Annotated in this window: 20 protein-coding genes; 11 read left to right on the forward strand and 9 right to left on the reverse strand. The window is 69.2% G+C overall.

Features of this window, described 5'->3' with window-relative positions:
- Positions 1-37: 37 nt before the first annotated feature.
- Positions 38-520: a COG3650 family protein gene (locus ASC79_RS06515; RefSeq protein ID WP_056024469.1), complete on the reverse strand. Its 483-nt coding sequence runs from the start codon at positions 518-520 to the stop codon at positions 38-40.
- Between the two features lie 15 nt (positions 521-535).
- Positions 536-976, reverse strand: a complete 441-nt coding sequence (locus ASC79_RS06520) for a hypothetical protein (protein WP_056024466.1) — start codon at positions 974-976, stop codon at positions 536-538.
- A 21-nt stretch (positions 977-997) separates the two neighbouring features.
- Here ASC79_RS06520 and ASC79_RS06525 point away from each other — a divergent pair, with 21 nt between their 5' ends.
- From ASC79_RS06525 to ASC79_RS06540, 4 genes are all read left to right on the forward strand, one after another.
- The gene (locus ASC79_RS06525) at positions 998-2,128 is read left to right on the forward strand and encodes a DNA cytosine methyltransferase (RefSeq protein ID WP_056024463.1); all 1,131 of its coding nucleotides are present in this window, start codon (positions 998-1,000) and stop codon (positions 2,126-2,128) included.
- A gap of 88 nt (positions 2,129-2,216) precedes the next feature.
- Positions 2,217-3,197: a cysteine synthase A gene (cysK, locus tag ASC79_RS06530; protein WP_056024460.1), complete on the forward strand. Its 981-nt coding sequence runs from the start codon at positions 2,217-2,219 to the stop codon at positions 3,195-3,197.
- A gap of 10 nt (positions 3,198-3,207) precedes the next feature.
- Positions 3,208-4,389 carry an NAD(P)/FAD-dependent oxidoreductase gene (locus ASC79_RS06535; RefSeq protein WP_255352730.1) on the forward strand — a complete coding sequence of 394 codons (1,182 nt, stop codon included), beginning with the start codon at positions 3,208-3,210 and terminating at the stop codon, positions 4,387-4,389.
- A complete protein-coding gene (locus tag ASC79_RS06540) occupies positions 4,386-4,796 on the forward strand; it encodes a very short patch repair endonuclease (RefSeq protein ID WP_056024454.1) in 411 nt (136 codons plus the stop codon). Before ASC79_RS06535 ends, ASC79_RS06540 begins: the two co-directional genes overlap by 4 nt.
- A gap of 45 nt (positions 4,797-4,841) precedes the next feature.
- On the opposite strand, the gene ASC79_RS06545 is transcribed toward ASC79_RS06540, so the two are convergent.
- The 3 genes from ASC79_RS06545 to ASC79_RS06555 form a co-directional block, all read right to left on the reverse strand.
- A complete protein-coding gene (locus ASC79_RS06545; protein ID WP_056024451.1) occupies positions 4,842-5,294 on the reverse strand; it encodes an OsmC family protein in 453 nt (150 codons plus the stop codon).
- Positions 5,294-7,081 carry an acyl-CoA dehydrogenase C-terminal domain-containing protein gene (locus tag ASC79_RS06550; protein WP_056024448.1) on the reverse strand — a complete coding sequence of 596 codons (1,788 nt, stop codon included), beginning with the start codon at positions 7,079-7,081 and terminating at the stop codon, positions 5,294-5,296. The genes ASC79_RS06545 and ASC79_RS06550 overlap by 1 nt, the downstream gene beginning before the upstream one ends.
- Before the next feature lie 103 nt (positions 7,082-7,184).
- Positions 7,185-7,658 carry a MerR family DNA-binding transcriptional regulator gene (locus tag ASC79_RS06555; RefSeq protein ID WP_056024443.1) on the reverse strand — a complete coding sequence of 158 codons (474 nt, stop codon included), beginning with the start codon at positions 7,656-7,658 and terminating at the stop codon, positions 7,185-7,187.
- 158 nt (positions 7,659-7,816) lie between these two features.
- Between ASC79_RS06555 and ASC79_RS06560 the strand changes: the two genes are divergently transcribed.
- Positions 7,817-10,264 carry a zinc-dependent metalloprotease gene (locus tag ASC79_RS06560; RefSeq protein WP_056024440.1) on the forward strand — a complete coding sequence of 816 codons (2,448 nt, stop codon included), beginning with the start codon at positions 7,817-7,819 and terminating at the stop codon, positions 10,262-10,264.
- A gap of 42 nt (positions 10,265-10,306) precedes the next feature.
- On the opposite strand, the gene ASC79_RS06565 is transcribed toward ASC79_RS06560, so the two are convergent.
- A complete protein-coding gene (locus tag ASC79_RS06565) occupies positions 10,307-12,013 on the reverse strand; it encodes a lysine--tRNA ligase (protein WP_056024437.1) in 1,707 nt (568 codons plus the stop codon).
- 120 nt (positions 12,014-12,133) lie between these two features.
- On the opposite strand from ASC79_RS06565, the gene phnD reads away from it, so the two are divergent.
- Both phnD and ASC79_RS06575 read left to right on the forward strand, forming a co-directional pair.
- The gene (phnD, locus tag ASC79_RS06570) at positions 12,134-13,135 is read left to right on the forward strand and encodes a phosphate/phosphite/phosphonate ABC transporter substrate-binding protein (RefSeq protein ID WP_056024434.1); all 1,002 of its coding nucleotides are present in this window, start codon (positions 12,134-12,136) and stop codon (positions 13,133-13,135) included.
- 56 nt (positions 13,136-13,191) lie between these two features.
- Entirely contained in the window at positions 13,192-13,572 is a 381-nt protein-coding gene (locus ASC79_RS06575; RefSeq protein WP_056024431.1) for a hypothetical protein, read from the forward strand.
- Here the strand turns inward: ASC79_RS06575 and ASC79_RS06580 are convergent.
- Both ASC79_RS06580 and ASC79_RS06585 read right to left on the reverse strand, forming a co-directional pair.
- Positions 13,569-13,985, reverse strand: a complete 417-nt coding sequence (locus tag ASC79_RS06580; RefSeq protein WP_056024429.1) for a PaaI family thioesterase — start codon at positions 13,983-13,985, stop codon at positions 13,569-13,571. The genes ASC79_RS06575 and ASC79_RS06580 overlap by 4 nt on opposite strands.
- Positions 13,982-14,425: a PaaI family thioesterase gene (locus tag ASC79_RS06585; protein WP_056024426.1), complete on the reverse strand. Its 444-nt coding sequence runs from the start codon at positions 14,423-14,425 to the stop codon at positions 13,982-13,984. Before ASC79_RS06585 ends, ASC79_RS06580 begins: the two co-directional genes overlap by 4 nt.
- A 486-nt stretch (positions 14,426-14,911) precedes the next feature.
- On the opposite strand from ASC79_RS06585, the gene ASC79_RS06590 reads away from it, so the two are divergent.
- Together ASC79_RS06590 and ASC79_RS06595 are read left to right on the forward strand one after the other, a co-directional pair.
- Entirely contained in the window at positions 14,912-15,922 is a 1,011-nt protein-coding gene (locus ASC79_RS06590; RefSeq protein WP_056024423.1) for a ligase-associated DNA damage response exonuclease, read from the forward strand.
- The gene (locus ASC79_RS06595; RefSeq protein ID WP_056024420.1) at positions 15,922-17,541 is read left to right on the forward strand and encodes a cisplatin damage response ATP-dependent DNA ligase; all 1,620 of its coding nucleotides are present in this window, start codon (positions 15,922-15,924) and stop codon (positions 17,539-17,541) included. The genes ASC79_RS06590 and ASC79_RS06595 overlap by 1 nt, the downstream gene beginning before the upstream one ends.
- Before the next feature lie 183 nt (positions 17,542-17,724).
- Here ASC79_RS06595 and ASC79_RS06600 read toward each other — a convergent pair whose 3' ends face one another.
- Positions 17,725-19,302: a M28 family metallopeptidase gene (locus ASC79_RS06600; protein ID WP_056024416.1), complete on the reverse strand. Its 1,578-nt coding sequence runs from the start codon at positions 19,300-19,302 to the stop codon at positions 17,725-17,727.
- 438 nt (positions 19,303-19,740) lie between these two features.
- Between ASC79_RS06600 and acs the strand changes: the two genes are divergently transcribed.
- Both acs and ASC79_RS06610 read left to right on the forward strand, forming a co-directional pair.
- Positions 19,741-21,624: an acetate--CoA ligase gene (gene acs, locus ASC79_RS06605; RefSeq protein ID WP_056025129.1), complete on the forward strand. Its 1,884-nt coding sequence runs from the start codon at positions 19,741-19,743 to the stop codon at positions 21,622-21,624.
- Positions 21,625-21,669: 45 nt separating this feature from the next.
- Positions 21,670-22,236, forward strand: a complete 567-nt coding sequence (locus tag ASC79_RS06610; RefSeq protein ID WP_056024413.1) for an SRPBCC family protein — start codon at positions 21,670-21,672, stop codon at positions 22,234-22,236.
- Positions 22,237-22,239: the final 3 nt, after the last annotated feature.

Raw genomic sequence — 22,239 nt, forward strand, 5'->3', positions numbered from 1 at the left:
TAGGAGGCGCTCAGGTCAAGGGCGCCGTTGCGGCAGCCTACTTCCCCTCGCCCTCGCGCGGACGCTCGGAGGTCTTGGCGGCGCAGCCCTTGTAGGTGGTCCCGCCCAGAGCGACCTCAGCCGCCAACGGATACTTGAGGTCCGACATGCCGTCGGAACAGCCCGGCTGCTCGCTGAGCGTAACCTTGATCGGCTTGTCGCCGGCGGCGCTTTCCCACACCGCCTTGCCGCCCGCCAGGGTCATGCCTTTGTTCGGGAAGGTGACGTTCGCGTCCGGGGTGGAGAAGCCGATCTGCGTCTCGCGGATTTGCACGCCCCAGAACGGCTCGGTCCCATGGGCGTCGATGTCGCCCTTGAACGCGTCGGGCGTCGGCGGCTCAGCCGGCGCCGCAGCTGGAACGGCCGGAGCGGCCGGCGCAGCCGGAGCGTCGGCCGGCGGCTGGGCAGGCGAGCCGTCGGGCGCCTGCGGCTGACAGGCGGCCAGCGAGACGGCGGCGAGAGCCAGGAGGACAGCGCGCATCGAAGGGTCCTTTCGCTAGTGGTTCGCCACCCGACCCTGCAGGCGCGAGGCGCAGCCCTGCAAGGTGGTCTCGCCGAACGTGACCATGGCCACATACGGATAGAGCAGGTCGGAGGTTCCGTCCCGGCACTGTCCCTCATCCAGCAGAGTGACGATCAGAGCTTGGCCGTCCACCGTCGTCGACCAGACCGCACGGTCCTCCTCGCCCAGCATGCCGGGATTGTCGACCACCACCGGGGCGCGGCCGTCTTGATTCAGGGTCAGCTTGTCGGCGCGGATCTTCAGCGACCAGGACGGGCGCGTGCCGGCTGCATCGATGTCGCCCACGAACAGGTTCTGCGGGGGCGGCGGCGCGTCGACATGCTCGTCGTCGCCGCCCTGCCGTTGGCAGGCGCTCAGCGCCAGGACGGCGACTGCGGCAACAAGGGCGCGTCGTATGATGGCGTCCGTACGCATGACGGTTAAACTTCCCTGCAGATGAGTCGGGCTCTCCACTTCTACGAGTTTTTTGCCGGCGGCGGCATGGCCCGCGTCGGCCTTGGCGACAACTGGGCCTGCGCGTTCGCCAACGACTTCGATCGGCTCAAGGCCGCGACCTACCGCGCCAACTTCACGGATGCCGAAGAACATCTGCACGAGGGCGACGTCTGGGCGATCGATCCGGCTGACCTGCCGCCGCGTGTCGATCTCGCCTGGGCCTCCTCGCCGTGCCAGGACTTCAGCCTCGCCGGCGCCCGCGCCGGCCTGGCCGGCGGGCGCTCGTCGGCCTTCTTCGGCTTCTGGCGGCTGATGCAGGCGCTGGGCGAGAACGCCCCGCGCGCGGTGGTCATCGAGAACGTCTCGGGCCTGCTCTCGTCCCATGGCGGGGAGGACTTCACCGCCCTCTGCCGGGCGCTGGCCGATCAGGGCTACGCCTTCGGCGCGCTGGAGATCGACGCCGCCCGCTTCACGCCGCAGTCGCGGCCCCGCGTCTTCGTGATCGCCACCCGCCAGCCGCCCGCGCCAAGCCTGGTCGGCGACAGCCCGTTCCACACCCGCGCCGTGCGTCAGGCCCACGCCCGGCTGCCCGAATCCCTCGCTCGCCGCTGGATCTGGTGGCGCGGCGAGGCCCCGGCCGCCCGCAACACCGACCTGGCCGCTTTGCTCGAGCCCGACGCCGAGGTCGAGTGGCACGGCCGCGAGCGGACGCAGCGGCTGCTGGCGCTGATGGCCCCGCCGCACCTGGCCAAGATCGAGGCCGCCCGCGCCGCCGGGAGCCGTCAGGTCGGCGCGGTCTTCCGGCGGATGCGGGTCGAGGACGGCCGGCGCGTGCAGCGCGCCGAGATCCGTTTCGACGGCCTGGCCGGCTGCCTGCGCACCCCGCGCGGCGGTTCCTCGCGCCAGACCCTGGTCGTCGTCGAGAACGGCGAGATCCGCAGCCGGCTGGTCTCGCCTCGCGAAGGCGCCCGGCTGATGGGCCTGCCCGACGGCTACGTCCTGCCCCTCGCCGCCACCGGCGCGCTGCATGTGGTCGGCGACGGGGTCGTGGTTCCGGTCGTGCGCTGGCTGGCCGGCGAGATTCTCGAACCGTTGCTGCGCGCGCCGGCCGCCGCCCAGGCCGCCGAATAGCCAGGCTGCGCCGCGAAACAGAAGAAGTGCGCTTCCAAATCCAGCGCGGGCCCTTAGGTTGACGCCACAGCCAACCGACGAGAGAGCCATGGCCGACTCCACCTATGATGCAGCCCGCTACAAGCGTTCAGGCCGCGGCAAGATCTTCGACTCCGTCCTCGACCTGATCGGCGACACGCCGCTGGTCCGCCTGCCGCGACTGACCGCGGCCCTGAAGCCCAAGGGCGAGGTCGTCGCCAAGCTTGAATTCTTCAACCCGCTGGCCTCGGTCAAGGACCGCATCGGCGTGGCGATGATCGAGTGGCTCGAGGCCAACGGCAAGCTGAAGCCCGGCGGCTCGATCGTCGAGCCGACCAGCGGCAACACCGGTATCGCCCTGGCCTTCGTCGCCGCCTCCAAGGGCTACCCGATCACCCTGGTGATGCCGGAAAGCATGTCGATCGAGCGTCGCAAGATGCTGCTGATCCTCGGCGCCAAGCTCGAGCTGACCCCGGCCGAGCGCGGCATGGCCGGCGCCGTCGCCCGCGCCAAGGAAATCGTCGAGGCCACGCCCGGCGCGGTGATGCCCCAGCAGTTCGACAACGAGGCCAACCCGCTGATCCACCGAGTCTCGACCGCCGAGGAAATCTGGAACGACACCGACGGCAAGGTCGATGCGGTGATCTCCGGCGTCGGCACCGGCGGCACCATCACCGGCATCGGCCAGGTGCTGAAGGCCCGCAAGCCGTCCGTGAAGATGGTCGCGGTCGAGCCCGAGGCCTCGCCCGTGCTGTCCGGCGGCCAGCCTGCCCCGCACAAGATCCAGGGCATCGGCGCCGGCTTCGTGCCCTCGATCCTCGACCGTGGCGTGATCGACGAGATCATCCAGGTGTCGAACGACGACAGCTTCGCCATGGCCCGCCGCGTGGCCAAGGAAGAAGGCCTGCCGGTCGGCATCTCGTCGGGCGCGGCGCTCACCGCCGCCTTCGACCTGGCGTCCCGCGACGAGTACGCGGGCAAGCTCATCGTCGCGATCATCCCCAGCTTCGCCGAGCGCTACCTCTCCACCGCGCTGTTCGAAGGGCTCTAAGCTCCTGAGGATCGCGGTCGTCGGATGCGGCGTCGCCGGCATGGCGGCGGCCCGCGCCCTGGCGCGCAAGGGACACGCCGTCGTGCTGCTGGAGGCTTTCCAGCAGCCGCGTCCGCTCGGCTCGGGGCTGCTGTTGCAGCCCTCGGGCCTGGCCGCCCTGCGCCAGCTCGGCCTCGACGCACAGGTGATCGAACGCGGGGCGCGGGTCGAACGCCTCGACGGACGCGATCTGCGCGGCCGGCTGATCATGGACATGCGCTATGCCGACTGGCGGCCGGACGCCTTTGGGATCGGCGTGCATCGCGCCACCCTGTTCGACGTCCTGCATGACGGCCTGGAGCCGGTCGGGGTCGAGGTGCGCACCGGGATCGAGGTCACTGGCTTCGAAGACCCGGCCGCCCCCGTCCTCATCGACGCGGCCGGCGGCCGCCACGGCCCCTTCGACCTGGTGATCGCGGCCGACGGCTCGGCCTCTCGGCTGCGCGACCTGCTGCGGCCGAACGCCCGGGCGCCGCTCTATCCGTGGGGCGCCGTCTGGGCCAACGCGCGCGACCAGGACGGGACCTTCGCAGGGTCGCTCTCCCAGCGCTATGATCGCGCCTCGACAATGATGGGTGTGCTGCCGATCGGGCGCGGCCCGGCCGGCGGCGCTGAACTGGTCAGCTTCTTCTGGTCCTTGCCGGTGACGCAGATGGACGGCTTCCTTGGCGGCGATCTGAGCGAATGGCGCGCCCGCGCCGTCGCCATGTGGCCGCAGGCCGCCCCGATCATCGAGCAGTTCCAGGACCCGGCCGCCTTCTCCCGCGCCACCTATCGCGACGTCCAGATTGGTCGCTGGTCGCAAGGGCGCTTCGTGCTGATCGGCGACGCCGCGCATGGAACCAGCCCTCAACTCGGCCAAGGCGCGAACATGGGCCTGATCGACGCCGTCGAGCTGGCCGACCGCCTCGGCGACGATATCCCGCGCTCGATCCGCGGCTTCCAGGCCTCGCGCCGTCGCCACGCGGGTCTCTACCAGTTCATGTCGCGCTGGCTGACGCCGATGTTCCAGTCCGGCGGCTGGCTGGGCCCGTTCGTCCGCGACGTCTTCTTCACGCCGATGTCCAAGGCGCCGGGCGGACGCCAGATGGCCGCGCGGGTGCTGACCGGCACGCTGCGCCTGGGCCGCACGCCAAAGGCCCTGCGCCCGTGACCGACGTCTTCACCCCCGAGAAGCGCTCGGCGGTGATGGCCCGGGTGAAGGGCAAGAACACCACGCCGGAGCTTAAGGTCCGCAAGGCGCTGACCGCGCTCGGCGCGCGCTATCGCCTGAACCGCAAGGACCTGCCGGGCACGCCGGACATCGTCATGCCCGGCCGGCGGCTGGCGATCTTCGTGCACGGCTGCTTCTGGCACGGCCACGAATGCCCCCGCGGTTCGCGCGTGCCCAAGGCCAACCGCGAGTACTGGACCGCCAAGGTCGCCCGCAACGTCGCCCGCGACCAGCGCACCGCCGCCGAGTTGGCGGCCGCCGGCTGGCGCGTCGAGACCATCTGGGAATGCGACCTCAAGGACAGCGCGGCGCTGACCGAACGCCTGCGCGCCTTGCTGGCGTCCTAGATACCTTAGCCCTCTCCCTCTGGGAGAGGGTTGGGTGAGGGCCTTCTAAACCACCGTCACCTCGGTCTTCACCGAATTGGCGATGAAGCACTCCTCGTGCGCCTCGTGGTGCAGGTGGGCCAGCTGCCCGGCGTCCGGCGCCGCGCCGTCCCACTCGATCTTCGGCGACAGCACGACCTTGGTCACCGCCATCTTGCCGGGCGCGATCTCCTCCATCACCCCGCTGGCGTGGTCGCGATAGGACGTCACCACGAACCCGGCCAACCGCGCCTTATGCAGGAAGGTCAGCATGTGACAGTTGGAAAGGGCGGCGACGAACATCTCCTCGGGATCGACCGCCTCTTCGACCGCCCACTTGCCGACCACATGCGGCGAGGCCGAGGCGGGCACGATCAGCCCGCCGTCGAAGCTCACCACATGACCACGGCTGTAGCGTCCCTTGGCGAAGTCCTCGCCGTCGCGGAGGCTCCAGGCGACGTCGGCCGTGTAGCTGGCCATCAGAACGCCTCCGCCGGCAGCGCCATCATCAGCTCCGAGCCGGTCTTCAACTTGGCCAGGTGCGCGCCGGTCTCAGGCAGGATGCGCTCGATGTAGTAACGGCCGACCACCAGCTTGTTGGCGTAGAACGGGTCGCTCTCACCGGCCGCGATCTTGCCCTGCACGGTCTTGGCGATCTGGGCCCACATATAGGCCAGCGCCGTCAGCCCGAAGAGGTGCATGTAGTCGGTCGAGGCGGCGCCGGCGTTGTCGGGATTCATCAGCCCGTTCTGCATCATCCACATGGTGGCGTCCTGCAGTTCGCCCTTGGCCTTGGCCAGGCCGTCCGTGAACGGCTTCAGGTCCTTGTCATCGCCGTTCGCCTCTACGAAGGCGTCGATCTCGGCGAAGAAGCTCATCACCGCCCGGCCGCCCTCGGCCGCCAGCTTGCGGCCGACCAGGTCCAGCGCCTGCACACCGTTGGTGCCCTCGTAGATCAGCGCGATGCGCACGTCGCGCATGTACTGGCTGACCGGGAAGTGCTCGGTGAAGCCAGAGCCGCCATGCACCTGCACAGCGTTCGAGCAGACCTGCAGCCCCTTGTCGGTCAGGTAGCCCTTCACCACCGGGGTCATCAGCGCCATGTAGTCCGCGCCCTTCTGGCGCACCGCCTCGTCGGGGCTCGAATGGGCCAGGTCGCCCTGCAGCGCCGTCCAGAACAGGAAGGCGCGGCCGCCCTCGATGAGGGCCTTGGAATCCATCAGCATCCGGCGCACGTCCGGGTGGACGATGATCGGATCGGCCGGGCCGTCCGGGTTCTTCGGCCCGGTCAGCGAGCGGCCCTGCAGGCGTTCCTTGGCGAAGGTGGCGGCGGCCTGATAGGCGGCCTCGGCCTGGGCGATGCCCTGCAGGCCCACCCCGATCCGGGCCTCGTTCATCATCACGAACATCAGCGACAGGCCGCGGTTCTCCTCGCCGACCAGCCAGCCCACCGACTCCTCGTGACGGATCACGCAGGTGGCGTTGCCGTGGATGCCCATCTTCTCTTCCAGGCCGTCGCAATAGACGCTGTTGCGCGCGCCCGGCTTGCCCTCGGCGTCGGGGATGAACTTCGGCACGATGAACAGGCTGATGCCGCGCGTGCCCTGGGGCGCGCCCTCGATGCGGGCCAGCACCAGGTGGACGATGTTCTCGGCCATGTCGTGCTCGCCGCCGGAGATCCAGATCTTCCCGCCGGTGATCTTGTAGGAGCCGTCGCCTTGGGGGACCGCCTTGGTCCTCAGCAGGCCCAGGTCCGTGCCGCAGTGCGGCTCGGTCAGGTTCATCGTCCCGCCCCATTGGCCCGAGGCCAACTTGGGCAGGTAGAGGTCCTTCTGCGCGTCCGACCCGCCGTTCAGGATCGCCGAATAGGCGCCGTGGGTCAGGCCAGGATACATCGAGAAGGCCATGTTGGCCGACGAGCTCATCTCCGAGAACGACAGGTTGACCACGTGCGGCAGGCCCTGGCCGCCATAGGCCGGCTCCGCGCCCAGCGCCGGCCAGCCGCCCTCGACCAGCTGGGCGTAGGCCTCCTTGAAGCCCGCCGGCGTCTTCACGGTATGATCGGCGCTCCAGACGCAGCCTTCCTTGTCGCCGACGCTGTTCAGCGGGGCCAGCACCTCGCCGGTGAAGCGGCCGGCTTCCTCGACGATCTGCTCGATCACGTCCATCGAGGCGTCCGCAAAGCCGGGCAGGTTGGCGTACTTCTCGATCTCCAGCACGTCGCGCAGCAGGAAGATGTGGTCGCGTACGGGGGGCTGATAGGGCATGTCCGCTCCAATGGGCCGGTGACGGCGAAAGGGGCTCCCGACCATGCCGGAAGCCCTGAAAGGTTATCGTGGTTGCACGTTCACGGCGAACCGTGACCGGCGATTATTTGGCGTGTTCCAGATCGCCCAACCGTTCGCGCAGCACCTGGTCGTAATCCGCCGCGCGAGGCAGCAGGTCGGGCCGCGTGGCCTTCAGGTGCTCCTCCAGCGCGTCGCATCCCTTGCGCAGCTCGTCGATGGCCTGCTCGATGTCGTTGCGCTGGGCCTCAAGCTCCAGGATGCGCTCGCGGAATTTCACCAGGGACTTGGCGTTCTGCGCCGCCCCGCCGTCGTTCAGTTCGTAGAGATCGAGAATCTCGCCGATCTCGGCCAGCGCCAGGCCCACCCGCTTGCCGCGCAGGATCAGCTGCAGACGGGCGCGGTCCTTGTAGGAATAGACCCGGTTCATGCCGTCCCGCGCCGGAGAGATCAGCCCCTTGTCTTCGTAGAAGCGCAGGGCGCGCGGGGTGCATTTGAACTCGAGGCACAGCTGGCGAATGGTGAACGTGCGATTGGGCCGACGAAGGTCAGTGGCCATGGGCGCCCTCCCTGGACGCTGTCGTTTCTATTGGCTGACACCGTAAGTCGATGCTTCCGTTTACGTCAAGGTGATCAACGTTCACTCGGGTGTGAGGGCGGCGCCTGGACCAGGCGGATCGAACGACCCTAGGTTGGTCGCTCGAAAGGGGCGTTTTCATGGTTCGATCTGGTTTGCTGGCGGCTGCTTCGGCGGCGGCGATGGCGGCGTGTCTGGCGCTCGCAACCCCGGCCTTCGCCGCCCCCGAGAAGACCGCGTCCGCCACTGCCGGCGCGGTCCGCCAGGACGGGCTGCTACCAGTCTATGTCGACAACTCCAGGGGCCGGATCCTGCTGTCGCTGCCCGCGCCGGACGCCCAGGGCGTCAGCGGCCGCTTCCTCTATGTGACCGCCCTGAAGACCGGTCTTGGTTCGGCGCCCGTGGGCCTCGACCGGGCGCGGATCGGCGACACCCAGGTGCTGGCCTTCCGCCGCATCGGCAGAAAGGTGGTGGCCGAGTTCGAAAACCATCGCTTCCGCGCCGCCGGCGCCCCCGACGCCGAACAGGCGGCCGCCCGCGAGGCGTTCTCGGTCTCCACGGTCTGGGCCGGCGACGTGATCGAGACCACGCCCGACGGCCGCACCCTGGTCGACATCGGCGGCTTCCTGACCCGCGACGGCATCGGCGTCGCCGACGCCCTCAAGCAAGCCGGCGAGGCCGGTTACAAGCTGGTCCCCGATCTCTCGCTCGCCGACCCCGGCGCGGTGAAGGTGTTCCCCGAGAACCTCGAGTTCGAGGCCCGCCAGACCTACGCTTCCGACACCCCCGGCCCGGAAGTGCGCAACATCGCGCCCGACCCGAAACTGATCACCTTCGAGGTCCGCCACAGCCTGGTGAAGCTGCCCGAGCCCGGCTACGAACCGCGCGTCTTCGATCCGCGCACCGGCGGCTTCTCGACCATGGTGCTCGACTACGCCGCGCCGCTCGGCGAGGAGATCGTCCAGCGCTACGCCAATCGCTTCCGCCTGGAAAAGACCGACCCGGCCGCCGCCCGCTCACCGGTGAAAAAGCCGATCGTCTTCTATGTCGACCGCGCCGCGCCCGAACCGATCCGCAGCGCCCTGGTCGACGGCGCTGCCTGGTGGAACCAGGCGTTCGACGCCGCCGGCTTCGTTGACGCCTTCCAGGTCAAGGTGCTGCCCGAAGGCGCCGACCCGCTGGACGTCCGCTACAACGTCATCAACTGGGTCGACCGCGCCACCCGCGGTTGGTCCTATGGCCAGGCTGTGGTCGATCCGCGCACCGGCGAGATCGTCAAGGGATCGGTGCTGCTGGGCGCCCTGCGTGTGCGCCAGGACATGCTGATCTTCGAGGGCCTGGTCGGCGCCCACCACAACGGGACCGGCGGGCCGAACGACCCCATCCAGGTCTCGCTGGCGCGGCTGCGCCAGCTCTCGGCCCACGAGGTGGGCCACTCGATCGGCTTCGCCCACAACTTCGCCGGCTCGACCCAGGACCGCGCCTCGGTGATGGACTACCCCGCGCCACGGGTGCTGCTGAAAGACGGCCGCATCGACCTCTCCGACGCCTACGGCGTCGATATCGGCGGTTGGGACAAGTTCACCGTCGATTGGCTCTATGGCGAAGGCGGCGAGTCCGCCCAGCGCAAGGTCAAGGCCTCGGTCGACCAGGGCCAGCGCTACGTCACCGACGTCGACGCGCGCCCGATGGGCGTGGCCCAGCCCTGGGGCAGCCTCTGGGATGACGGTCCCGATCCGGCGGCGGAGCTGACCCGCATGATGGCCGTGCGCCGCGCGGCCTTGGGCCAGTTCGGCCTCGGCGCGCTGAAGCCCGGCGAACCGGTCGCCAATCTCAAGCGCAAGTACGCGCCGATCTACCTGCTGCACCGCTACCAGCTGGAGGCGGCCAGCAAGCTCGTGGGCGGCGTCGACTTCGCCTATGCCGTGATCGGCGACGGCCGCGAAACCTCGCACCCGGTCCCGGCCGCCCAGCAACGCGCGGCGCTTTCCGCCCTGCTCGCCACCCTCGCACCCGGCGAGCTCGACACCCCGGAGACGCTGACGGCGATGCTGTCCTCGGCGCAGTCAGGTGATCCCGACCGCCAGTACACGATCGAGGTGTTCGCCACCGCCGGCGGCCCGGTCTTCGATCCGTTGGTCGCCGCCGAGGTCGCCGCCGGCCTGACTCTCGACAACCTGCTGGCGCCCGACCGCATGGCCCGCCTCGTCGACCAGCACCGGCGCGATCCGGCCCAGCTCGGCGCCGGCGAGATGTTGGACCAGCTGATGGATACCGTGTTCACGCCCGCGACCGGCCGGCTGGGCGAAGTCTCCCGCAGGGTTCAGACCCGGCTGGTGTTGAACCTGGCGAACGCCGCTCGGGACCCCAAGGTGTCGCCCGCAGTCGCTGCGGAAATCGGCGCCCGACTCGCTGCTCTGCCCGCGCGGCTGAAGGGCGGCGCCGACGCCGCCGACCGCGCCCATCGCCAGCGCCTGATCGCCCTGCTCGGCGACCCGGCCCTGCTGGCGGACCTCTCCGCCCCGCGCCTCAAGCCCCAGACGCCGCCCGGCATGCCGATCGGCGACGGGGACTTCGGGGGAAGGTGACAAGCGTCGTCCCGGTTTCGGGATGACGCTTGGCCCTGGAGCCTAGGCCGCGACCAGTTCGCCGGCCAACGCCTGCTCGATCAGCGCGATCGTCCGCTCAAGGCCGAAGATCGCGGCGAAGGAGCCGAAGCGCGGCCCCTGGCTCTGGCCCAGCAGCACCTCGTACAGCGCCTGGAACCAGGCGCGCAGCGGCTCGAACCCGGCATTCTTGCCAACCTCGAACACCTCGTTCTGGATCGTCTCGGCGTCGGCGTCGGCCGGCAGCGCCTTGAAGCGGGCCAGCAGTTCCTCCATCGCCGCGCGCTCCTTGTCGTCAGGTGCGCGGAACTTCTTCGAGGGCTTCACGAAGTCCTCGTAGTAGTTGATCGCATAGCCGATCAGACGGTCCAGCATCGGCTCGCTGCTCGCGTCGGCGCCCGGCATGTAGCGGCTGACGAAGCCCCAGAGGATGTCCTTCGTCGAGGCGTCCGCCGCCGACACCAGGTTCAGCAGCAGCGAGAACGACAGCGGCGAGCCCTTCTCCGGCGGCGCCCCGCGGTGGACGTGCCAGGCCGGGTTGTCGATCGCCGTGGCGTTCGACGTCGCGCGGGCCTTGTTGAAGGCCTCCAGCTGCTGGAGGTACTCGTCCGTCGCCTTCGGGATGACGTCGAAATAGAGCCGCTTGGCCGACTTCGGCGACTGGTACATGTAGTAGGCGAGGCTCTCGGGCGCGCCGTAGCGCAGCCACTCCTCCATGGTCAGGCCGTTGCCCTTGGACTTTGAGATCTTCTGGTTGTTCTCGTCCATGAACAGCTCGAAGTGGAAGGCCTCCGGCGGCGTGCCGCCCAGCACCTTCACCAGCTTGTTCGAGACCCGCACCGAGTCGACCAGGTCCTTGCCCGAAGCTTCGAAGTCGACGCCGAGCGCGTACCAGCGCGCCGCCCAGTCGGGGCGCCACTGCAGCTTCACATGGCCGCCGGTGACCGGAACCTCGGTCAAGGTCCCGTCCTCGTCGGCGAAGGTGATGGTGCCCTTCTCGACGTCACGGCCGAGCGTCGGCGCCTGCAGCACCCGGCCCGAGGTCGGGCTGACCGGCAGGAACGGCGAATAGGTTGCGCGGCGCTCCTCGCCGAGCGTCGGCAGCATCACGCCTTGCACCGCGTCGAACCGCGCCAGGATCTTCAGCAGCACCTCGTCGAAGCGGCCGGACTTGTAGGTGTCGGTCGACGACATGAACTCGTAGTCGAAGCCGAAGCCGTCGAGGAACGCGCGCAGGCGGGCGTTGTTGTGGGCCGCGAAGCTCTCGTACTCGCCGAAGGGGTCGCGCACGGCCGAGACCGGCTTGTCGCGGTCCTCTTCCAGCATCTCGCGGTTGGGCACGTTGTCGGGAATCTTCCGCAGGCCGTCCATGTCGTCGGAGAAGACGATCAGCTTGGTCGGGATCGCATCGTCGGTCAGGGCGCGGAACGCCGTGCGCACCATGGTCGGGCGCGCGGCCTCGCCGAACGTGCCCATGTGCGGCAGGCCCGAGGCCCCGAACCCGCACTGGAACACCACCGGCTGGGCCAGCGCCGGGAAGGTGCTCACCGCCTCGTCGGCCTTGCCCTGGCCGATCAGGCTGGCGGCCAGGTCGCGTTCGGCGTCCGACAGGCGAAGTTTGAGCGTCCGATCCAACAGAATGCGGGCCTGTTCGAAGGGCCAGCTTTTCGCTTCGCGCGCCTGACCTGAGAGGCCGCGCAGGGAGGGGTTCTGGATCGAGGTGTCGGACATCTTCGCGGCCTAACCCCAGTAGGCGCTCGCCTCAAGCAGACTTTTGCGCTCATCATCGTCGCGGAGCTGTCACGGAACCGGCGCAAAAGCCCGGCCAGTCGCTCCATCGGGGGAAGTTTCATGACCACGCGCCGCCTCGCGCTCGCCCTGGCCGCCGCTTTGGCGCTCGCCGGCTGCAGCCAGAAGGAGGCGGCCAAGCCGGCGCCTCAGGTGATCAACTTCTCGATCATGTCGACCGAGGGCCGCCAGACCCAGATGGACGACTGGGGCCCGTTCCTGGCCGACATGGAGAAGTCCGTCGGCGTACCGGTGAAGCCGTTCTTCGGCACCAATTACACCTCGCTGATCGAGGCGATGCGCTTCAAGCAGACCGATGTGGGCTGGTTCACCAACCACTCGGGCCTGGAGGCCGTCCGCCGCGCGAACGGCGAGGTCTTCGCCCGCACCGTCAAGCCGAACGGCCCCGACGGCTACCAGGCGGTGATCGTCGTCAAGAAGGGCTCGGGCGTCACCCTCGAGCGGCTGCTGACCTGCGACCGGACCCTGAACTTCGGCATGGGCGACGCCAAGTCGACCTCGGGCACCCTTGCGCCGATGACCTACCTCTTCGCGCCCAAGGGCATCGATCCCAACGCCTGCTTCAAGACCGTCCGCTCGGCCAATCACGAGGCCAACCTGTTCTCGGTCGCCCAGGGCCTGCTGGACGCGGCGACCAACAACACCGCCTCCATGGAGCGCATGGAGATGCTGGGCACCGACATGGCCAAGAAGACGATGGCCAGCCTCGACGTGATCTGGACCTCGCCGACCATCCCCGAGGACCCGATGGTCCGCCGCAAGGACCTGGACCCAGCGCTGAAGGCCAAGATCGACGCCTTCATCTTCAGTTACGGGACCGGCGAGGGCCCCGAGGCCGAGCGCCAGCGCAAGGTGCTTGAGCGCATCCAGACCAAGCCGTTCAAGCGCGCCGACAATTCGCACCTGCTGCCGGTCCGCGAAATGGAGGCGGCCGGCCAGCTGATCCACGCCAAACGCAAGGGCGACGCCGCGGCGACCGCCGCCGCCCAGGCCGAACTCGACAAGATCGCCGCCGAGAAGAAAGCCCTGCCGCCCGTCCAATAGGGGAACTGAAGCGCAGCTTTCGCGTCCTCCCTACCTAGGCTGGAACGGAGGCGTACGTGAATCTGCTGGTCGCCAAGCGGGCTTTGGGCCTGTTCTCCCTCGCCATCGGCGTGGCCGCGGTCGCCGCGCCGCGCCAGGTGACGCGATTCCTGGGGCTCAAGTTCGACGACCAGGCGATGAGCGCCTTCGGTGCGCGGGAGATCGCCTCGGGCGCCGGTCTGCTCTCGCCGGTGCCGCCAGGTCCGTGGTTCTGGATGCGGGCCGGCGGCGACCTCATGGACCTGGCCGCGCTGGGCCGCGCCATCGGCCGCGACAATCCCCGCCGCAAGGTCGCCTACGCCGCCTTCGGCGCCGTCGCAGCGGTGGCTGTGGTCGATATCGCCATCGCCATCCACACGGCCCGCAACCGACGGGACGACCACGAAGCGGCGGCCTAGGTCCCGCTCAACAGGAAGTGACCGCGCAGGGCGGCGGCCGGCTTGTCGCGCGCCTCCTGCCAGGCTTCGACATGCACGTTGGCGACCTGCCGGCCGACCTTCCGCACGTCGGCGCGAGCGTACATGGTCATGGCCTTGCCGGGCCGCAGGTACTCGATGGTGATGTCGATGGTCTTGTGGACCTTGGCGCTAGGCGCGATCACCGACAGCTGCGCCAGGGCGGTCATCTCCATGAAGGCCCCGATCACACCGCCGTGCAGCGCCGGCAGCATGACGTTGCCGATCAGGTGGGGCGCGAACGGCAGGATGGCGGTCATCTCGTCGCCGGCCAGTTCGGCCCGCATGCCCAGGAACCGCACATACGGCACGCGGCCGAGGAACTCTTCGAGGCGTTGAGCGGCGGCCTGGCTCATGGCGCGGCCCGCTTCAGGATGAAGGCCGCCTGCGCGGTGGCGATCGGATCTTCCGGATCGGCGTCGAACGCGTGGGCGCGCACGAAGGCGATGTTGCGGGTCAGCTTGTAGCAGTGAGCGCTGGCGGTGACGTCCGCGCGCGCGGCGGCCGGGCGCATGTAGTCGATGCGCAGGTCCAGGGTCGCCGTGGAAAGAAAGCCGCCTTCCAAGGATCGCGAGGTCACGGCCAGGCCGCAGACATGATCGAGAAGCGCGGTGATCACCCCGCCCGCGATGACGCCGGTGTCGGGATCGCCGACCAGCTCTTCGCGCCAGGGAGATAGAATGGAGCCTCGCTGGGGCTCTACGGAGATCAACTTGAAGCCGAGGGCGGAGGCCTGCGGCACGGTCTCAACCATGTGCCGGGCCGCATCGCGAAGGGCCTCCGGGGATTTCGTCATCCCCTGTCTTTGAGGCGCCTCCGCCTATCGGTCAACGTGACGGCAGGTCAACTTAAGCGACGCCGGCGGCCTTGGTCAGGATCGCGACGGCGATGGCCATCAGCGGGGTGGCGGCGAGGACGATGTTGGCGAAGCCGTTGAGCGCGAAGGTGTTACGCATGGTGTTGTCCCTCTGGTCTGGTGTGGCCCGCGACTTCCGCGGCCCGATGAGAGAGGTATACGCAACGACTTCGGCGAATACTCGTTAAGTCTTGGTCATGACGCCAATTTCACAATATGAATACTATGTAATGTAATCGCCGCCGATCTAAGGGCGTCATCCCGGAAAGCGCGCAGCGCTTGTCCGGGACCCATTGTCGCCTGAGCTCGCCGTAAAGCCCGGCCCTCGCAACATCCTGCACGATCAGGTGTTCATAGGTCCCGGTCTTAGGCCTGCAGCCGAAACCGGGATGACACCCTGGAGAACCCGTCCCCATATCCCCAGACATGATCCGGCCCGAAAGCCTGCTCTGCCCAAAGCCTGAGGGCCTGTACTGTGCGCCCGGCGACTTCTTCGTCGACCCGGTGTCCCCAGTGGCGCGCGCGGTGATCACCCATGGCCACGCCGACCACGCCCGCGCCGGCCACGGTGTGGTGATCGCCACGCCCGAAACCCTGGCGATCATGGCCGAGCGTTACGGCGCCGACTTCGCCGGCTCGGTGCAGCCGCTGGCTTACGGTGAGAGCGTCAGCCGCGACGGGGTGCAGGTGACCCTGGTCCCGGCCGGCCACGTGCTCGGTTCTGCCCAGGCCGTCGTCGCCTGGAAGGGCCTGACCATGGTGGTCTCGGGCGACTACAAGCGCCGCCGCGACCCGACCTGCCCGCCGTTCGAGCCGGTGCCCTGCGACGTGTTCATCTCCGAGGCCACCTTCGGCTCGCCGGTGTTCCGCCATCCCGACGACGGCCACGAGATCGCCAAGCTGCTGCGCTCGGTCGAGCAGTTCCCGGACCGCGCCCACATGGTCGGCGCCTACGCCCTCGGCAAAGCCCAGCGGATCATCCGCCTGCTGCGCGAGGCCGGCTGGGAGCGGACGATCTACGTCCACGGGGCCCTCGAGCGGCTGAACCATCTCTATGAGCGGCACGGCATCGCACTCGGACCGCTCGCGCCGGCCACCTCGACGGCCAAGCAGGACTTCGCCGGCCAGATCATCATCGCCCCGCCCGGCGCCCTGGCTGACCGCTGGTCGCGCCGCTTCCCGGACCCGGTCTCGGCCTTCGCCTCCGGCTGGATGCAGGTGCGGGCCCGCGCCCGCCAGCGCGGCGTCGAGCTGCCGCTGGTGATCTCCGACCACGCCGACTGGGACGAGCTGACCGCCACCATCGACGAGCTGCGCCCCGGCGAGCTCTGGATCACCCACGGCCGCGAGGAGGCGCTGATGCGCTGGGCGCAGCTGCACGACATCAAGGCCCGCGCCCTGGCCCTGGTCGGCTACGAGGACGAGACCGAGGACTGATGCGCGCCTTCGCCGAGCTTCTGGACCGCCTGTCGCTGACCGCCTCGCGGAACGCCAAGCTCGTCCTGCTGCGCGACCACTTCGCCAACGCGCCCGACCCCGACCGGGGCTGGGCGCTGGCGGCCCTGACCGGCGATCTGACCTTCGACGCCGCCAAGCCGGCCTTCATCCGCAAGGCGGTCGAGGCGCGGATGGACCCGGTGCTGTTCGGCTGGTCCTACGACTATGTCGGCGACCTGGCCGAGACCGTCGCCCTGGTCTGGCCCGCCCGCCCCGGCGCCAACCGCGAGCCGGAGCTTTCGGAAGTGGTCGACGCCCTGCGCGGCGCGAGCCGAGCCGAGGTCCAGCGGTTGATCGAGGGCTGGCTCGACGCCCTCGACGCCACCGGCCGCTGGGCGCTGCTCAAGCTGATGACCGGCGGTCTGCGCATTGGCGTCTCCGCCCGCCTGGCCAAGACCGCGGTCGCCGCCATGGGCCAGGTCGAGGTCGCCGAGGTCGAGGAGGTCTGGCACGCGCTGAGCCCGCCCTATGACGACCTCTTCGCCTGGCTTGAGGGGCGCTCGGAGCGGCCGACCGCAGACGCCCCCGGCCGCTTCCGGCCGGTGATGCTGGCCCAGGCGATCGACGAGGCGATCGACTTCGGCAAGCTCGATCCGGACGACTACGCCGCAGAGTGGAAATGGGACGGCATCCGCGTTCAGGCGGTCAGCGAGGGCGGCGTGCGACGGCTCTACACCCGCACGGGCGACGACATCTCGCGCACCTTCCCTGACGTGATCGCGGCGCTGGATTTCGAGGGGGCGCTCGACGGCGAGTTGCTGGTGCTGCGCGAGGGCGGCATGGCCAGCTTCGCCGACCTGCAGCAGCGGCTGAACCGCAAGAGCGTCAACGACAAGATGCTGGCCGACTTTCCAGCCGGAGTCCGCGCCTACGACCTGCTGTCCGACGGCGGCGAGGACTTGCGCGCCCTGCCGTTCGCCCAGCGCCGCGCCCGCCTGGAGGCCTTCGTGGGCGCGCTGAACACCAGCCGCATCGACCTCTCGCCGGTCCAAACGTTCGCCACGTGGGAGGAATTGGCGGAGCTGCGCCGCCAGCCACCGCCTGGCGACCCAACCCTCGCAGAGGGCCTGATGCTCAAGCGCTGGGACAGCGTCTACGAGGCCGGCCGCCCCAAGGGCCCATGGTTTAAGTGGAAGCGTGACCCGTTCCTGATCGATGCGGTGCTGATGTACGCCCAGCGCGGCCACGGCAAGCGCTCCAGCTTCTACTCGGACTACACCTTCGGCGTCTGGACTGAGGCGGTCGACGGCTCGCGCACCCTGACCCCGGTCGGCAAGGCCTACTTCGGCTTCACCGACGAGGAGCTGAAGGAAATCGACAAGTACGTCCGCGACCACACGGTCGACCGCTACGGCCCGGTTCGCGCGGTCCGCGCCGACGTCCGCCACGGCCTGGTCTTCGAGGTCGCCTTCGAGGGCCTGCAGCGCTCGACCCGCCACAAATCGGGCGTCGCCATGCGCTTCCCCCGCATCAGCCGCATCCGCTGGGACAAGCCGTCCGGCGAGGCCGACGAACTGGCCACCCTGGAGCGGATGCTGGAGCAGATGGAGGGGCGCTGAGGCTCGCCGCCGACCTCACTCCCTCGCCCCCTTTGGGGGAGAGGGCCGGGGTGAGGGGGCTGATGACTCAGCTATGCAGCGCTCCGCGCCGCCGCCCCTCACCTAACCTCTCCCCGCGGGCGGGGAGAGGAACATTAGAGGACGCCAGATCTCATCAATCGACTCGGCCGCGCAGCGACGGAGTCACTTCGCGAAACGCTTGAAGAAGCTCTCGTCCTTCCACTTCGGCGTCGCCGGCTCGTTGGCGATGTCGGTGATCAGCCGGCCGAGGAAGGCGTCGAACTTCACCGCCTCGGCCTTCTCCACCGGCTGACTAAGGTCGTCGGCCAGGGCGTGATAGCGCTCGGCCCGCCAGGTCTTCTCGATCGCCGCGCGGTCGGTATCGGCCTTGAAGCCGAACTTGAACGACAGCGCCGGGATGCCGGCGCGAATGAAGCTGTACTGGTCCGAGCGGATGAACGAGTTGCGGTCCGGATAGGGGTCGGAGACGACTTCCAGGTTCGCGGCCTTGGCCGCCGCCTTGGCGGTGTCGCCCATGGTGCTCTCGTCGATTCCGTAGATCAGCACGGAGTCGAACGCCCACAACGGCAGCGCCATGTCCATGTTGAGGTTGGCGACCACCGAGGCCGGCGGAACGCTGGGCTTGCCCGCGAAGTACTTCGAGCCGAGCAGTCCCTTCTCCTCGCCGGTCACCAGCACGAACAGCACCGAGCGCTTCGGCGCCGCCTTCGCCGCCGCCATCTCGCGCGCGATCTCCAGCACCGAGGCGACGCCGGCGGCGTTGTCCAGCGCCCCGGCGTAGTAGGGCGCGCCCTTGCCGCTGGTGTTGGGCCCCAGGTGGTCGAGGTGGGCGGTGACCACCACGTGCTCGGCCTTCAGCTTCGGATCGCTCCCCGGCAGCTTGGCCACGACGTTGGCCGAGGCGACCTGCCCGACCTCGGTCGCCACCTGCGCCCTGAGGCCGACGTTCAGCGCGAAGCCCTTGATCGGTTTGGCCGCGTCGGCCAGCGCCAGCACGTCTGCAAAGGTATGTCCCGACTTGGCGAACAGCTTCTCGGCCTCGGCGGGATTGAAGCTCCCCGAGAACGCCTCGCCGGTGACGTCGCGCAGGTCCTCGTCGGCCGGGTACATGCCCGGCTGGCCGGCGCTCTGCATCTGCCGCGTCCACGGCACATCCATCGACTTGGGCGTCGGCAGCGCGATCAGCCCGACCGCCCCGGCCGCCTTGGCCGCCCGCCAGGTCTCCGAGCCGCGCGAGTGCGCCTTCAGCGCCGCCGAGATGTCGCCCGGCCCGCCGTTCACATAGACCGCGATCTTGCCCTTCAGGTCCTGGCCGGCGAAGTCGTCATAACCGACCTCCGGCAGGTGCAGGCCATAGCCGATGAACACCAGCGGCGCGTCGATCGCCTTGGGCTGCGGGATGCGCGCACCCAGCAGCAGATCCGGCCCGATGCGCAGCGGCTGCTCCTGGCCGTCCACGACCAGCGCCGCGCTGGAGCCCTCGCTCAGCACCCGCTGCACGGTGAACTTCATCGGCTGCAGGTAGCCCTCGGTCCCGGCCGGCTTCAGGCCATAGGCCTTGAACTGGCCCGCGGCATAGGCCGCCGCCTTGTCGTAGCCCGCCGTCCCGGTCAGGCGGCCCTCGAACTGCGGTCCGGCCAGGGTCTCGACGTGCGACCACCAGCGGGCGCCGTCGGCGTCGGCCGCTGCGACAGGAAGGGCGCTGAGCGCGGCGATCACAAGGGCAAGGGGAAGGCGCATCGGTCTTGGGCCGCTCCGGTTGTTGGGGGAAGGCTCGACCATTCGCCGATGCAGCTCCCGTCTGCAAGCCGCCGAGCGAGAACGCAGAGGAGGTGGATCGACGCATGGCGGGCGAAACCAAGCGCAGGCGTGCTCCCTCGCCCCCTTGGGGGAGAGGGTCGGGGTGAGGGGGTCTGCTGACTCAGCAAAGCGCCGCTCCGCGCCGCACGCCCCTCACCTAACCTCTCCCCGCAGGCGGGGAGAGGGACAGTGAGGGACAGTGTTCGCCGAGTTAGCGCGAGCCGCTGAACGACGCCAAACCCGACTTTCGCCCCCTGGGCGGTTGCACAGGCCGCCCCACTCCGCATAACTCCCCGGCAAAGCGTGAAACAGGGAGTGCGCGGCGTGAGTGAAGGCGAAGTCTTTCCGGTTCCGAAGGCCTGGGCCGAGCGGACGCACATGGACGCAGCCGGCTACGAGGCCGCCGTGGCGCAGGTCGAGACCGATCCGATCGGCTACTGGACTAAGGTCGCCGGGCGCCTGGACTGGAGCAAGCCGTTCACCCAGGTGAAGGACGTCTCCTTCGCCAAGGACGACTTCCGCATCCGCTGGTACGCCGACGGCGAGCTGAACGTCTCGGTCAACTGCCTGGACCGCCACATCGCCACGCGCGGCGACCAGAAAGCGATCATCTGGGAAGGCGACGGCGGCGAGACCACGACCCTCACCTATCGCGAGCTGCTGGCCGAAACCTGCCGCATGGCCAACGTGCTCAAGGCCAAGGGCGTCAAGAAGGGCGACCGCGTCACCATCTACCTGCCGATGATCCCGCAGGCGGCCGTGGCCATGCTGGCCTGCGCCCGCATCGGCGCGGTCCACTCGGTGATCTTCGGCGGCTTCTCGCCCGACTCCATCGCCGGCCGCATCCAGGACTGCGACAGCCGCATCGTCATCACCGCCGACGAGGGCCTGCGCGGCGGCAAGACCGTGCCGCTGAAGCGCAACGTCGATGAGGCGCTGGCCTCCTGCCCGGGCGTGACCGACGTCATCGTCGTGCGCCGCACCGGCGGCGACGTGCCGATGATCGAGGGCCGCGACGCCTATTTCGGCGATCTGAAGAAGGACGTCGCCGACACCTGCGAACCCGAGCCGATGAACGCCGAAGACCCGCTGTTCATCCTCTACACCTCCGGCTCGACCGGGAAGCCCAAGGGCGTGCTGCACACCACCGGCGGCTACCTGACCTGGGCGGCCCACACCCACGAGCTGGTGTTCGACTATCGCCCCGGCGAGGTCTTCTGGTGCACCGCCGACGTGGGCTGGGTCACCGGCCACAGCTATGTCGTCTACGGCCCGCTGGCCAACGCCGCGACCAGCCTGATGTTCGAGGGCGTGCCCAACTACCCGACCAACTCCCGCTTCTGGGAAGTGATCGACAAGCACAATGTCGAGATCTTCTACACCGCCCCCACCGCCATCCGCGCCCTGATGCGCGACGGCGACGAGCCGGTCACCCGCACCTCGCGCAAGTCGCTGCGCCTGCTCGGCACGGTCGGCGAGCCGATCAATCCGGAGGCCTGGCTCTGGTATCACCGCGTGGTCGGCGAGGGCCGCTGCCCGATCGTCGATACCTACTGGCAGACCGAGACCGGCGCGTGCCTGGCCTCGCCGCTGCCCGGGGCCCACGCGGCCAAGCCCGGCTCCTGCGCCAAGCCGCTGCCCGGCGTGAAATTCCAGCTGGTCGACGCCGAGGGCGGGGTGCTTGAGGGCGCCACCTCCGGCAACCTCTGCATCACCGACTCTTGGCCTGGCCAGATGCGGACGGTCTACGGCGACCACCAGCGCTTCTTCGACACCTACTTCTCGACCTATGCCGGCAAGTACTTCACCGGTGACGGCTGCCGCCGCGACGAGGACGGCTTTTACTGGATCACCGGCCGCGTCGATGACGTGATCAATGTCTCGGGTCACCGCCTGGGCACCGCCGAGATCGAGAGCGCCCTGGTCGGCAACGAGAACGTGGCCGAGGCCGCGGTCGTCGGCTACCCGCATGACGTCAAGGGCCAGGGGGTCTACTGCTTTGTCACCCTGAAGTCCGACGTGACCCCGTCCGACATCCTGCAGGCCGAGCTGAAGGGCTGGGTCCGCCGCGAGATCGGCCCATTCGCGGCGCCGGACGTGGTGCAGTTCGCGCCCGGCCTGCCCAAGACCCGTTCGGGCAAGATCATGCGCCGTATCCTGCGCAAGATCGCCGAGAACGACCTTTCCAACCTCGGCGACACCACCACCCTGGCCGATCCGGCTGTCGTCGACGATTTGGTCAAGAACCGTCACGGCTCCTGAGGCGTTACCCCCTCACGGGGAGAAGCTGCGCTGTGAGGGAACGCCATGCGGGCGGCCGCCGCCCTTGTCGCCGCCCTGGTTCTTTGCGGACCGGGAACGGCCTGGGCTGACAACAGTCCAGGTCATGAGGGAATCCGTGTCGAGGTGGTCGCCGATCCCGGCGGCGCCTCGGGCCTGATCCGCGGCAGCGTCGAGATCGACGCCCCACCCGAGGCGGTCTGGAAGGTGATGGTCGACTGCGACCTCGCCCCGCGCATGGTCCGCCGCCTCAAGACCTGCCGCATCCTGGAACGCGATCCGGCCGGCCGTTGGGACGTGCGCGAACACGTGAGCCGCGCGGGCGTCCTGCCGCCGGTCCGCAGCGTCTTCCGCTCCGACTACGATCCGCCGCGCCGCATCCGCTTCTACCGCGAGGGCGGCGAGCTGAAGGTGCTCGACGGCGAGTGGCGCCTGATCCCGCTCGACGGCGGCGCGCGGACGCGCGTGTTCTACGAGAGCCGCGCCTCCACCCCTTTCGCCATCCCGGCCCCCATCGCGCGCATGGCTCTGCGCCGAGACGTTCCCGACGCCCTCGCCGCCCTCCGCCGCGAGGTCATGGCGCGGGTGAAGTAGCCA

Source organism: Phenylobacterium sp. Root1290, from assembly GCF_001425305.1.
GTDB lineage: Bacteria > Pseudomonadota > Alphaproteobacteria > Caulobacterales > Caulobacteraceae > Phenylobacterium.